Here is a 13,241-nt window from a genome sequence, read left to right on the forward strand (position 1 = left end):
CTCAAGTTATGATGTATTAATTTGAGAGTAGTTAATTAAGGTCGTCACTATGTCAAACATTACAGCGCGCATATTACAACATGCCCTATTGTTTACACTCTTCATGAGTGTAAGTTTGACATTGCATGCAATACCCAAAAATACGCAAATTGATGCTGGTTTTACACCTGCTGAATTTATTGTTTGCGATTCTCCTGACCAAGCAAACCTCGACACCGATATAGACTCTCATGTCGGTGTTATTGCGCTTAGAGAAATTCAACCACTTCCTTTAGCGTTTTACTTTCATTATGAAAGCAGCCTTTTAGTCACACCTTACAGCCATGCACACCCGCGAGCGCCACCCGTTATTTAGTTTAATAACTTGCTTTTAAACATTATTAAATTTTATAACTAATTAGGTGGATATTATGTCTAACTTTAAAGAACTCCGTACCCAAGATATTTCGCATGGCACTATTGCGAATACATTTACTAATGAAGCTGTCATTGATTTAACTTCACCTGCTACACAAGTGGTGACTAGTTTTACTGATACAAGCCCGATGCGTGCATCGTTTGATACAACAATTGAACAAGCGTCAAAACAGTTAACGACTCAACGCTCTGATTTTATTTTGGTAACTGATGAGCAGCAAAAGCTAGTAGGTATAGTGGCGAGTGCTGATTTACAAAGCTCAAAAATCATGATTTTAGCACAGCGTTTAGGCTTGCCTCGTAGTGAAATTAGCTTGCGCTATTTAATGACACCGCTAAGTAATTTAATGGGTGTAAGTATGAAAAGCTTAAGCTACTCATGCATTGGTGATGCACTGCAAACTATGGAACATCATGGCGCTATGTTTTTATTAGTCACTGCGGCTAATAATGAAATAAGTGGTTTAATTTCAGCACGCGATATAGCACGTAAGCTGCAAATTCCTGTTCATATTAGTCCAATAGCGCACACATTTAGTGAAGTACTCGAAAGTATAGAGCACCCTCACTAAATCAGCTTTTTATTAGTATAGTTCCAACCTCAGTAATGGCATCTTAAAGCAAGTAAAATAGCTTGCTTTAAGAGCTTTTTATTACCTTCCCCTGTGATATTATTCAAGACATTGACGCATCAGTTAACTTCTTAGCTGGTCTTATTTTTTGTATTAAAAGGTTTTTGCATGAGCGATATCTCTGCACGTTTAGCAACTGAGCTAAATGCACAGCAGCAACAAGTGGTTGCAGCAACAAAGTTACTTGATGAAGGCGCAACCGTCCCCTTTATTGCCCGTTACAGAAAAGAAGTGACCGGTGGATTAGATGACACCCAACTACGCCTTCTAGAACAACGTTTATCTTATTTACGTGAACTTGAAGAGCGTCGTGGCTTTATTCTATCGACGATAGAATCTCAAAATAAGCTTACCGGGGAATTAGCAGCTGATATAAAAGCAGCGCAAAGTAAAACCGAGCTTGAAGATTTATACTTGCCTTATAAGGCAAAGCGTCGCACTAAAGGTCAAATCGCTATTGAGGCCGGTTTAGAACCTCTTGCTAATGCGTTATTTAACGACCCAATGCTCGACCCAGAAGCTGAAGCTGCTCACTATATTAATGCCGATAAAGCCATTATTGATACAAAATCAGCCCTTGATGGTGCCAAATTTATTCTAATGGAGCGTTTTGCTGAAGACGCTAAATTACTCGCTAAGTTTAGAAGCCATATTAGTCAAAATGGGGCGATTGAGAGTAAGTTAATTGACGGGCAAGAACAAGCAGGTGCTAAATACAGAGACTACTTTGAACATCAAGAGCCGTTAAAAAAAGTGCCCTCGCACCGTGCATTAGCCATGCTAAGAGCACGTAATGAAGGCATTTTACAGTTAACGATTAACCCTGAGCCAAGTGCTGAAAATCCAGCCCAGTTATGTGCCCAAATGATCAGTGATCATTACCGCCTAGATATTAAAAACAAACCTGCTAGTGCATGGTTATTAACTGTGGTGCAGTGGGCATGGAAAATTAAGCTTGGGCTACACTTAGAAAACGAGTTTTTAGCCGCAATGCGTGAAAAAGCCGAAACCGGTGCCATTGACGTATTTGCTAAAAATTTAAAAGATTTATTAATGGCAGCGCCTGCAGGCCCTCGCACAACACTTGGTTTAGATCCTGGCTTGCGTACTGGTTGTAAAATTGCGGTAGTCGATAGCACAGGAAAACTGCTCGCTACACAAACAATCTTCCCACATGCACCGCAAAATCATTGGGATAAATCACTGCGTACGCTCGAGCAATTATGCCGCCAACATAAAGTTGAGCTTATTGCGATTGGTAACGGCACTGCTTCTCGCGAATCAGATAAACTGGTTGGCGAACTTATCAAAGCCAATGCCGAGCTTAAACTGAATAAAATTATGGTCAGTGAAGCCGGCGCTTCGGTGTATTCTGCGTCTGAATTTGCCGCTAATGAGTTCCCAGATTTAGATGTATCTTTACGCGGTGCAGTATCTATTGCACGTCGCCTCCAAGATCCATTAGCTGAACTAGTTAAAATAGAGCCTAAGTCTATCGGTGTAGGCCAATATCAACACGATGTATCACAAAGCCAACTTGGGCAAAGCCTAATTTCTGTAGTAGAAGACTGTGTAAACAGTGTTGGGGTTGATTTAAATATGGCCTCAGTGCCTTTGCTTGCACGTGTTTCTGGCTTAAACAAAACGTTGGCTCAAAACATTGTAAACTACCGTGACACGAATGGGTCATTTACAAAACGTAGTCAATTGAAAAAAGTAGAACGCTTAGGGCCAAAAGCATTCGAACAAGCGGCCGGGTTTTTACGCATTAATAATGGCAGCGATCCGCTAGATAACTCATCAGTTCACCCTGAAGCATACCCAATCGTTAAGCGTATTTGTGAACATAATCAGGTAGACGTAAATAACTTAATTGGTAACAGTGAATTTTTAAGTAAACTCGCTGCAAACGACTATATTGACGATAAATTTGGCTTACCAACCGTGACTGACATTATTAGCGAGCTTGATAAACCAGGTCGCGATCCACGTCCTGAATTCAAAACCGCGGAGTTTAAAGCCGGTGTTGAAAAAATTAGTGACCTTAAGCCTGGTATGATTTTAGAAGGTGTGGTTTCTAACGTTGCTAATTTTGGTGCATTTGTTGATGTGGGTGTTCATCAAGATGGACTCGTACATATTTCAGCTATTACTAACAAGTTTATTTCAGACCCACGCGAAGTGGTTAAAGCAGGTGACATTGTTAAAGTAAAAGTGGTTGAAGTCGATGCTGCCCGTAAACGCATTAGTTTTACTATGCGCCTAGATGACGACATAGACACCAGCAATAAAGCAGCTGCTGCGGCACAGCAAAAGCCTCGCAGCAATAATACCAACCAAGCACGAGCGCCTAAGCCTAAACGCGATACAGGCAATGCGATGATGGGGAATGCCTTTGCTGACGCCTTTGCTAACGCAAAAGTGAAAAAGTAATTTAAACGATATATTTAAAAATAAAAAAAACCGCCTAGGCGGTTTTTTTTATGCATTTTAAATAAGCTAAATTTGCGCTGAAAATTCGCTCTGAATCGCGGGTGATGTCGCCAGTTGATAAAAGCTAGCAATGCGTCCTGCACGCGCTTCAACTTCAATATCACGCGATTGTTCTTCGCTTTTAGCGGTTTTTACTTCTGAACTTTCACTATTAGAAAACGACGCACTGACTCTACTTTTATCTTCGCTGCTGTCTTCGTCATCAGCTGAAGCTAACTCAGCTTGTGCGGCAGCCATTTTCTGTGTGGCGTCTGCCGCAATCGCTCTGTCGGCACCTGAGGGTTCTGCTGGTGCTAGTGCAGCAGCACGTACCGTTTGCATTTTATCGATGGTTGCTTGCGGATCGCCATTGATAACCCCAACATCAATCGGTACTTCACCACCTACGGCATAATTAGTGCCATCGGGGCCTCTTTGGTATTCGTAACTGGGTGAACCGGCATATTGTCCACCAACAGCCGCATGCGCTTGCTCGTGGGTTCGCACTTCGGTATCGCGAGCTTTGAGCTCTTTAATTTGTTGCTGTTCTTGCTCAAGTTGAAGCTCTTCTTGCTCACTAACTTCTTCGGCAGCTTGCTGTTTTTCTTGCTCGGCATCATCTTGATCACTATCAGCATTGCCTTCGCGTTGTTCAATAATTTTGTTGTCTGCAATTTTGCCGCTTGCAGTATAAGTTGAACTATCGCTGTTACCAGGTAGTTTGGCTTTTTCTGCATCACTTTGAGCTTTGTTTTCAGTACTACCGGCGGTGTTTGCAGCGGCTGGGGGAATGACTTCACGTAACTGATTGTCACGCCGAGCAGTCTCCGTATAAACATTTGCAGTGTTTATATTGATAGACGGAAACGGCGTGACGATATTCATGAGGAATTACACTTTAATATCAACTAAAGTGCCTAGTACATCATCTGCAGTTTGAATTGATTGCGTGTTAGCCTTGGCATTAAACTCTTCAACTTTTAAGTTTACTAATGCATCATCAATTCGTGCAGGTTGGGATACCGGCGCGGTTACGGCTTCTTCAGGGCGAGCAGCCGTTAATTGACGTTGCTGCGCTAATTGAGAATCATCTTGCTGCTCTATGCTGGCACGGTTAATCTCAGCGCTGGCCTTTTCAATACCTTGGCTGGCTCTATTAAACCCTTCAACACCGCTATTAAATACAGATCCAATCGGCATAATAATAAACCTCCAGCAAATAAATATTGTTTAATTATCGCTCAAAAATCACGCAAAATAAAGCTTTAAACCGCTGTATTCATGGCTTTGCTTCAAAGCATTGATTTAACGGCAGATAAAAATTCGTTTTTATGAGAAATAAATGGCGCATGTGATGCTTTGTCTATTACTTCGTACTCAAAGTCAGAATTAAGTGCGACCATTTTTTCAATTGCTCGATAAGGAACGAGAGAGTCTAAACGCCCAAAAATTCCACTAATCGCGACGGGACAGTGAGAAAATAATTCACGTAAGTCTTCACTTTGCAGTATATCTAACCCCACACTTAATGCTTGATTACTCGGCGGCGGTGACTGACTCAATAGTTGTTTTAGCTGTTTTACATCATCTCGCGCCGACTCACTGCCCATCGCTTGAATCGCCAAAAAGCGCTCTATCGTTTTTGAACGCTCTTGCAATAGCTGTTCTTTAAACTGTGTGAGCACTTTAGGTTTAATACCTTCCCAGGGCAATTGCTCTACAAAAAAAGGAGTGGAGGCAACTAAAATAACTTTTGACACTTTTTCTGGCCAATGTTTGGCAATATAAATGGCAAACAAACCGCCTAAAGACCATCCCATCAAAACAGATTTTGGTTTTAATTGCTGACTCACCAGCTGAGCTGCATCATGTAAAGTATACGGATCCAAAGAGACATCATGATCACCGTAACCAGGTAAGTCTAAACAACGTACCTTACCAGAATATAAAAATTCTAATTCTGGTTTTATTAACTGCCACACGCCTTGGTTCATTCCCCAACCATGCAACAACACACATTCATTTTGCATATTTGCCTAACCTTAACCAAACTTAAATCTATGATAGCGTTTTAGGGGGAGTTTGTAATGAGGAGAATCAGCGAATGAAACTTAACCTAACTGATTGGCTGTTTCCCTCGTATTGCGTGTTGTGTCAGAATCAGGTACACAACTCGCTGGGACTATGTCAGTTTTGTTTAGATGACCTGCCTTTGCTAGATTTGGCTGAGTATGACAATTTATTTTACCGCCCAGATATTGTAGAAATGTTTCCTAACTGCAGCTTTGAGAAACTATTTGCCTGCGCTTTTTATCAACCCCCTTTTGATTTATGGCTAAAACAACTCAAATTTAATAATCAAATTCATTACAAAAAAGCACTGCAGCAAGTCATCAAAAAACAACTTACTATTTTTACTAATAAACAGCATTTAGCTGCTGCTGTATTTATTATTTTACCTTTGCACAAGTCGCGTTTTTTTAGTCGAGGATTTAATCAGGTTACCCAAGTATGGCAGCCTTGTTTGTCATCCTTTAAGGTCTTGAATAATGTTTTAATACGCAATAAAAACACCTCGGCACAGTCACAACTGAGCAAAACAAAGCGGATAAAAAATTTACAGCAGGCTTTTTCATGTACTGCCAATTTAGAGGGTAAAACGGTGGTCATTATTGATGATATTATGACCACAGGTGCAACACTCAATGCAGCCACCTTGTCGCTAAAAGAAGCGGGCGCTAAACAAGTCTGGGCATTTACGACCTGTTTAACGCCACTTTAGATTTAGTTACCACTGACACGAAAGGTATGACCGAAAAATAAAGCGTTACTTAATAATCGGCTGGTGCCATACCAGTAACCTCTAAATACAGGGTTGTCTGTCATCGCAATCACACTACCTCGACCATAAGAGTGAGCCATTAGCGCAGCACCGCCGGCCACTTGCTCTACATTAACTGCATCAGTAAAACCAGCAAGTAACGGCTGTTGTGTATAGGTGAGTATATTTACAAACGGCGCTTGCGAGGCTTCAAGTAACCAGGTACTGTTTTTAAATACTGGCAGAGTGTCACGCTTAAATGAAAACGTCAGTGGGTGCGTAGTATCTACATCAGTATTAAATATAGCGCCTGCAATACGCTGGCGACCCGCTAGATGGTCTTTGTCTGCATATTTTAAACCTTGAGTATCAAATGCGCTGGCAACATCTTTACGTGATAAGTAGTTTGCTTTTAATAACTGCTGATCAGCTAAGAACTTTGCTCCGCCTTTGTGTCCCCAAATAACACCACCTTTTCTTACCCAGCTTTTTATAGCAACTTTATCGGAATCAGATAAAGTAGAATAATTACCATGTGGCAACACAATATGGCTGTAATTACTGAGCTCTAAAGACGCTAAACGGTTCATTTCAACAATGGTAGGCGCTACGCCTACAAAGCGATCTAGGTAATACCACACTTCACCTGCTTCATATTGGCTAACCCCTTTACCGCCAACTAATAACACCTTAGGCGCAGAAACAACCGCCATAGAGCGCGAGCCTAAGTCGGCACCTTTACTGGTTAAGCCTGTGGTAATTGGCTTAATTTCAATATCAAATTGGCTTTGTGCTTGATTTAGCTTTGCCACCCAATCAGTCTCTGTTTGCAGTCCTGCAGGGATAATAATACTGCCAGCATCAAAATTTATCTCATTACTCGTTGATGTTGCGGTTAATGGTTTTAATGCAACACGTGCTTTAATACCTTGCTGTAACAGACTATTGAGCATTTTTGGGGCAAGCATGTCGTCCCAAGCAAATCCGTAGGCATAGTTTTTAGTTAGCGGCGTTAAAACAGGCTGTTTTGCTTTTTGCCAAGCCGTAGTATCAACCTCTAATCCCCAGCGGCTGTTTACTTTAGCAAATGGTAAATTAAACGCATGCGCTAATGTCCAACCTGATACATCGTAAAAAGTGTTATCGGCAAAGTTTTGCTGTTCACTAAAAATAGCTTTAACTAATCGGTATTGTGGTTGCGCAAGCGGCACAAAATAGCTATTAACGGTAAAGTTTTTACCTTCAGCTTTTAGTCCCTCTTTAACTGGATAAGCATTAATTTGGTGCTGTTTAAGTATGCTTAAAAAGTCGTTAGTACGTGTTTTATCTTCCCCACCTTGAACAATATAGCCTTGATAGTCTTCATCTTTTGCTAATGTAACTGCTTTGTTATAAAAGTTAGCTTGGTACTCTAGCAAAGCTTGGCGGTTATCAATCGCCGCTTTAAACGTTGATAAGCTCGTTAAAAGTTGGTTTTTAATCGTAAACGAAAAAGTTAGCGGGCCATTGATCGTTTCTTGAATATGACCGCGAGAACTTGCTTGTTCAAATAAAATACCGACACCGCCATTTACATCAGGGTAAGTTGAACCTTTGCCATAATAAAAGTCATCAAAGCTTTCTTCTGTAAAATACAGTGCGTTGTTTTCATCTAAAGTTTTTGCATGATAATTTGCAATTGCTTTGGTTAAGCTCACATTTTCTTCAGGGGTAATGGGGTGTTTACGACTTGGGATCCCTGGTTGAAAAAAGTAGCTACTGTTTGGTCCCATTTCATGAAAGTCAGTTAAAATATTAGGTTTCCAATAATGAAACTTGGCTATACGCGCTCGCGACTCAGGGTGCTGCAGTAAAAGCCAATCACGATTTAAATCAAACCAGTAATGATTGGTACGGCTACTTGGCCAGCTCTCTACATGCTCACGCGTTTGCGGATCTGACGATAAGTTCATCCCACGATTACTATTAGCCCAATTAGCAAAACGTGCTAAGCCGTCTGGGTTAAGCGACGGGTCGAGTAAAATCACCGTGTTGTTAAGTAGCTCATTTATTTCATCACCTTGCGCGGCTGCTAAATAATAAGCCACTAGCAAGGCAGCATTACTCCCTGACGATTCGTTACCATGAACGCTATAACCCATCCACACAACGCTTGGCTGCTCTGCTAATTTATTGTTTGAGTTATTTAGGCGAGCTAAGTGTGCTTGGCGAGTTTGTTCTATATTTTTTAGTTTGTTAGCTGCGGTAATAGTGAGCATAACTAGTGGGCGCTGCTCGTGGGTACGACCTATTACTTCAAAATTAACTCGATCGCTTTTTTGAGCCAAAATTTCCATATAGCGTACAAGCTGATCATGCCTTACATGCCATTCACCCACTTGATAACCAAGTACTTTTTCAGGTGTTGGAATGCTGGGATCAAATTCAACCTGTTGCTCAAAATAATACGACAGGGGCTTTGCCACACTTGAAAAACTGGCTAGTATCACCATTACTGTTAATATAAACCGCATATAAATCACTCTAAAAATGTTTGTTAATTGCACGCTACCATTGCTTAAAATAGATGCCAACTTTTTACGTTCAACACTAGCCGCAACACGATGAGCGGAGTATGATATGCAGTATCCGAGTAATTTAGTCAAGTATAGACGGTTTTATGATTTCAATTTCCGAAACAGCGCAAGCGCATTTTGCTAAGCTATTAGCAGATCAATCTCAACAAACGAATATTCGTGTGTTTGTTGTTAATCCTGGTACATCACAAGCTGAATGTGGTGTTTCTTATTGTCCAGAAGACGCGGTAGAAGAGAGCGATATTCGCCTAAACTTTAACGGTTTTGACGCTGTTGTTGATGCCGAAAGCGCGCCTTTTTTAGCCGAAGCTGAAATTGATTTTGTTACTGACAAAATGGGCACGCAGCTAACTCTAAAAGCGCCTAATGCTAAAGCACGTAAGCTAGGTGAAGACGCAAGCCTAAATGAACGCGTTCAACACATGTTAGAAACAGAAGTTAACCCACAACTTGCAAATCATGGCGGCCAAGTAAGCTTAGTAGAGATCACTGCTGCTGGTATTGCTGTGCTTCAATTTGGTGGTGGTTGTAATGGTTGCTCTATGATTGATGTCACACTAAAAGAAGGCATTGAAAAAGAAATGATTGCTAAGTTTGATGAGATCACCGGTGTGGCTGACATAACCGATCACGAAGCTGGCGAGCACTCTTATTACTAAGTATTAATCCACTATGCTAAAGCCACTCATTTACCGCTTAGGGAGCGACCCTAAGTTGAGTCTAAAGCGCTTTTTTCGCGGCCTAGCACTGTTTGTGCTGGCCGTGATATTTATCACTTTGGGTTATTACAGTCATTATAGTTTACAAGTCATTGGCATAGTAATTTTAGCGCCGGCATTGTTTTTTGCATTCTGGGGCTACGCGGGTATTTTTGCCAATCGTTTTTCGCAAGTATTGAAAAACATCCCTGCCAAAAATAACGACCCCGATCTGTGGAAATAACGGTTTAATCAAGTAATTGATTATTAGTTTTTAGCTGCTGATATTTAATTATAAGTGTTACACCCCGCATTAGCATAAAGCAACTCATTGCCAACCATAAGCCATTATTTTGCCATTCCTTAAATAGCCAAAACACCCCAAAAAAACCTATTGTCGCCGATAACAGCATACTATTTCGCATTGCTTTAGCACGTGTTAAACCAACGAATATACCATCAAACAAAAAACAACTCATCGCTAAAATTGGCAGCACAATTACCCACGGTAAGTAATATGTAGCCTCTTCAATAACCTCAGGTACATTAGTCAACAGCTTTATAATGGAGCTGCCAAATAATATAAAAAATACACTATACAAAATGCCAAACAACATGCCCCAAAATACGCTTATTTTTACCCATAGCCTTATCTTTTCAACACTTTGTTGACCTTTCGCTTGGCCTACTTTTGCCTCGCTTGCATAGGCAATTCCATCAAGCGCAAAGCTGACCAACATTAAAAAGTTGAGTAGTACCGCATTGGCTGCCAATGTAGTTTCACCTATACGTGCAGCATAAAAGGTCATAAAGCTAAAACATAACTGCAATACTAAAGAGCGAATAAAAATATCGCGATTTAAACTTAATAATCCTGCCATTTTTTCTATGCTAAACCAATTTGCAACCGCTAAACTTATGCCCTGTTTTTTAGCTAGCTGAACCACTAACAGCAAAGCAAAAATTAAAGCCGTGTAATCCGCTATTAATGATGCCCAAGCCGCCCCTGCAACCGCCCAATCAAGATAAACTACAAAATAAATGTCGAGTACAATATTGGTAATATTAGTGACTAACAATAAATAAAATGGCCCTCGCCCATAATGAACGCCGAGCATCCAGCCTAATAATACTAAGTTACATAGCGCTGCTGGGGCGCTAAAAATACGAATACTAAAATACCGATAGGCCTCATTGAGCACATCACTATTGGCAGCAGATAAATACGCAATGGCATGTTTTATAAGGGGGGATAATAAAATCAGAATTAGAGCTACGCTGCTGGCCAATAACAAACTGCGCTTAAGTAAAGCTGCAAGCTGAGTTAAATCATTTTTACCGTAAGCCTGTGCCACCAGCCCAGTGGTGCTCATTCTTAAAAAACCAGCAAGCCAAAATAAAATGGAGATCACGGTAGAACCTAAGGCAATTCCCGCTAAATAATGCGCACTCCCCAGGTGACCAATCACTGCCGTATCAACAATTCCTAACAACGGCACAGTAATATTTGATAATATCATTGGACCGGCTAACAACAACAAGCTTTTATGGTGTGCTTTATTATGTATAAGAAATTGTTTCATTTAGTATTATTGTTCCTGATTTGTGGTTCTTTACGTGCGCAAGCAGCTGTTATTCTACAGTATCATCACGTCAGTGAAACCCTTCCCGCGGTGACCAGTGTAAGCGCCAACACTTTTACTAAACACTTAAATTATTTAAAAGAGCATAACTTTAACGTTATTCCACTAAATGAGCTGATTAGCGCATTAAAACAAGGTAAGGCTTTAGACGATAAAACGCTCGCGATTACTTTTGATGATGGATACAACAATAACTACGAACAAGCTGCGCCTATTCTTGAGAAATTTGGCTATCCGTACACTATTTTTGTAAACCCAAAACTCATTGATGAACAAGCGGGTTATGTGATGGGATGGGATAAGCTCAGAGAGCTGGCAAAAAAAGGCGCCCTTATTGCCAACCATAGTGCCGAGCATAACTATCTGCATAAAAAGCGCGAAAATGAAACACAAAGCCAATGGCGTGAACGCACTAAAAACGACATTCTTAGTTCACAGCAGCGTATTAAAGAAGAAATAGGCCACGATTATAAATACCTTGCCTATCCATACGGAGAGTTTAACAATCAGCTACAAGCTCTCGTTACTGAACTAGGCTTTATTGGCATTGGTCAGCACTCTGGTGCAGTTAATCCACATTCTAATTTTAGCCGTTTACCACGTTTTCCCGCATCTGGTTTTTATAGCAAATTAGATACGTTAATTACCAAGCTCAATTCAACTGCTTTTACTATTAATAAACTAACCTATAAAGATAGTGTAACCACACAAAATCCACCGTCGTTAACTATAAATCTAGAGACTGATGACTTTCATAAAAGCCAATTTGCCTGTTATGTATCAAGCATTGGGCAAGCTAATTTAAATTGGTTAAACGATAATACGGTTGAGGTGACGTCGCCAAAGCAGCTTAATAAAGGCCGCTCTCGCTTTAACTGCACCGCCCCATCAATAAAAAAAGCAGGCAGTTATTATTGGTTTTCACAGCCTTGGGTGATCAATTAAATTCTATTTTTTAATCACTTGATTTAATAACCGCTGGGTCATTTTATCCAGCGGTACGACCTCATTTGCAGCCCCGATATCAATAGCAGCCTTGGGCATTCCCCATACCACAGACGAAAACTCATCTTGTGCCAATGTATAAGCCCCTTGTTGTTTTAACGCCAGTAAACCTTTCGCGCCATCACTTCCCATACCGGTTAATAGTGTGGCAACAATATACTTAGCACCAATTTCAAGTAATGAGTTAAACAGTACATCTACTGCGGGCTTATGCCTATTTACAGGTTCACCATCATCAAGCTGACAATATAATGCACTACCTTGTTTGCTAATGCGTAAATGTAGCCCGCCGGGGGCTATATAAGCGCATCCTGCTACCAGCTTATCGCCTTGTTGTGCCTCTTTTACGTTAATGGTACAGGTGCGCTGCATTCGCTCTGCAAATGAGGTACTAAATACAGGAGGAATATGCTGCGTTATTACAATGGGTGGGCAGTTTTTTGGCATGCGTATAAGTACTTCTTTTATCGCTTCCGTGCCTCCGGTTGACGCACCAATCGCAATCACTTTATTTACTAAAAATTCGGCATTAGTGGGGATAGGTTCTGCTACAGCACTATTTTTTTTATAGCCTCGAACCCGTGCACTGGCTGCCACTCTGACTTTTTGCTGAACAATATCAGCATATTGACTCATTTGCTCCTTAACGTTAACTGTTGGCTTAGCAATAAAGTCAACTGCACCAATCTCAAGCGCTTCAAGCGTAATGGGTGAACCTTTTTGTGTGAGTGTAGAAATCATCACAACCGGCATAGGACGTAAGCGCATCAGGTTTTTTAAAAAACTAATGCCGTCCATTTTTGGCATTTCAACATCCAACGTTAGTACATCCGGATTATATTTTTTGATCATCTCTCGGGCTTCGTATGGGTCCTGTGCACCCCCTACTACCACAATATCTTTTGCCTGTTGCAGTATCTCTGTCAGCAATTGTCTGATCAGTGCCGAGTCATCAATTATTAATACTTTAATCATAG

The 13,241-nt window shown here is 40.8% G+C and carries 13 protein-coding genes; 7 read left to right on the top strand and 6 right to left on the bottom strand.

All coding sequences use genetic code 11. From position 1 onward, the window contains the following. Positions 1–49: 49 nt before the first annotated feature. From AAGD16_RS14420 to AAGD16_RS14430, 3 genes are all read left to right on the top strand, one after another. Positions 50–355, top strand: coding sequence for a hypothetical protein (locus AAGD16_RS14420; RefSeq protein WP_377112615.1), 306 nt, complete (start codon positions 50–52; stop codon positions 353–355). Positions 356–410: 55 nt separating this feature from the next. Next, positions 411–989 (top strand): CBS domain-containing protein, encoded by a 579-nt coding sequence (locus AAGD16_RS14425; protein WP_013466114.1) that lies wholly within the window; start codon positions 411–413, stop codon positions 987–989. 168 nt (positions 990–1,157) lie between these two features. Continuing rightward, on the top strand, positions 1,158–3,482 hold the full coding sequence (locus AAGD16_RS14430; protein WP_013466115.1) for a Tex family protein: 2,325 nt from the start codon (positions 1,158–1,160) through the stop codon (positions 3,480–3,482). Between the two features lie 66 nt (positions 3,483–3,548). On the opposite strand, the gene AAGD16_RS14435 is transcribed toward AAGD16_RS14430, so the two are convergent. From AAGD16_RS14435 to bioH, 3 genes are all read right to left on the bottom strand, one after another. Further along, the gene (locus AAGD16_RS14435) at positions 3,549–4,406 is read right to left on the bottom strand and encodes a putative metalloprotease CJM1_0395 family protein (RefSeq protein ID WP_013466116.1); all 858 of its coding nucleotides are present in this window, start codon (positions 4,404–4,406) and stop codon (positions 3,549–3,551) included. A 6-nt stretch (positions 4,407–4,412) separates the two neighbouring features. Beyond that, on the bottom strand, positions 4,413–4,721 hold the full coding sequence (locus AAGD16_RS14440; RefSeq protein ID WP_008112879.1) for a hypothetical protein: 309 nt from the start codon (positions 4,719–4,721) through the stop codon (positions 4,413–4,415). A 92-nt stretch (positions 4,722–4,813) separates the two neighbouring features. Further along, on the bottom strand, positions 4,814–5,551 hold the full coding sequence (bioH, locus tag AAGD16_RS14445) for a pimeloyl-ACP methyl ester esterase BioH (RefSeq protein WP_036957092.1): 738 nt from the start codon (positions 5,549–5,551) through the stop codon (positions 4,814–4,816). 74 nt (positions 5,552–5,625) lie between these two features. Between bioH and AAGD16_RS14450 the strand changes: the two genes are divergently transcribed. Then, positions 5,626–6,303 (top strand): ComF family protein, encoded by a 678-nt coding sequence (locus AAGD16_RS14450; RefSeq protein ID WP_377112622.1) that lies wholly within the window; start codon positions 5,626–5,628, stop codon positions 6,301–6,303. A gap of 2 nt (positions 6,304–6,305) precedes the next feature. Here AAGD16_RS14450 and AAGD16_RS14455 read toward each other — a convergent pair whose 3' ends face one another. After that, positions 6,306–8,855, bottom strand: a complete 2,550-nt coding sequence (locus AAGD16_RS14455) for a M14 metallopeptidase family protein (RefSeq protein ID WP_377112625.1) — start codon at positions 8,853–8,855, stop codon at positions 6,306–6,308. A gap of 146 nt (positions 8,856–9,001) precedes the next feature. Between AAGD16_RS14455 and nfuA the strand changes: the two genes are divergently transcribed. Both nfuA and AAGD16_RS14465 read left to right on the top strand, forming a co-directional pair. Then, positions 9,002–9,577, top strand: a complete 576-nt coding sequence (gene nfuA, locus AAGD16_RS14460; protein ID WP_013466120.1) for a Fe-S biogenesis protein NfuA — start codon at positions 9,002–9,004, stop codon at positions 9,575–9,577. Between the two features lie 13 nt (positions 9,578–9,590). Continuing rightward, positions 9,591–9,860: a hypothetical protein gene (locus AAGD16_RS14465; RefSeq protein ID WP_016900082.1), complete on the top strand. Its 270-nt coding sequence runs from the start codon at positions 9,591–9,593 to the stop codon at positions 9,858–9,860. A gap of 4 nt (positions 9,861–9,864) precedes the next feature. Here the strand turns inward: AAGD16_RS14465 and AAGD16_RS14470 are convergent, their stop codons facing one another. Further along, positions 9,865–11,136, bottom strand: a complete 1,272-nt coding sequence (locus tag AAGD16_RS14470; protein WP_028834835.1) for an MATE family efflux transporter — start codon at positions 11,134–11,136, stop codon at positions 9,865–9,867. 42 nt (positions 11,137–11,178) lie between these two features. Between AAGD16_RS14470 and AAGD16_RS14475 the strand changes: the two genes are divergently transcribed. Further along, positions 11,179–12,204, top strand: a complete 1,026-nt coding sequence (locus tag AAGD16_RS14475; RefSeq protein ID WP_377112629.1) for a polysaccharide deacetylase family protein — start codon at positions 11,179–11,181, stop codon at positions 12,202–12,204. Positions 12,205–12,207: 3 nt separating this feature from the next. Here AAGD16_RS14475 and AAGD16_RS14480 read toward each other — a convergent pair whose 3' ends face one another. Further along, positions 12,208–13,239, bottom strand: coding sequence for a chemotaxis response regulator protein-glutamate methylesterase (locus AAGD16_RS14480; RefSeq protein WP_028834833.1), 1,032 nt, complete (start codon positions 13,237–13,239; stop codon positions 12,208–12,210). Positions 13,240–13,241: the final 2 nt, after the last annotated feature.

The sequence above is a fragment of the Pseudoalteromonas sp. M58 genome, assembly GCF_042604605.1.
GTDB lineage: Bacteria > Pseudomonadota > Gammaproteobacteria > Enterobacterales > Alteromonadaceae > Pseudoalteromonas > Pseudoalteromonas tetraodonis.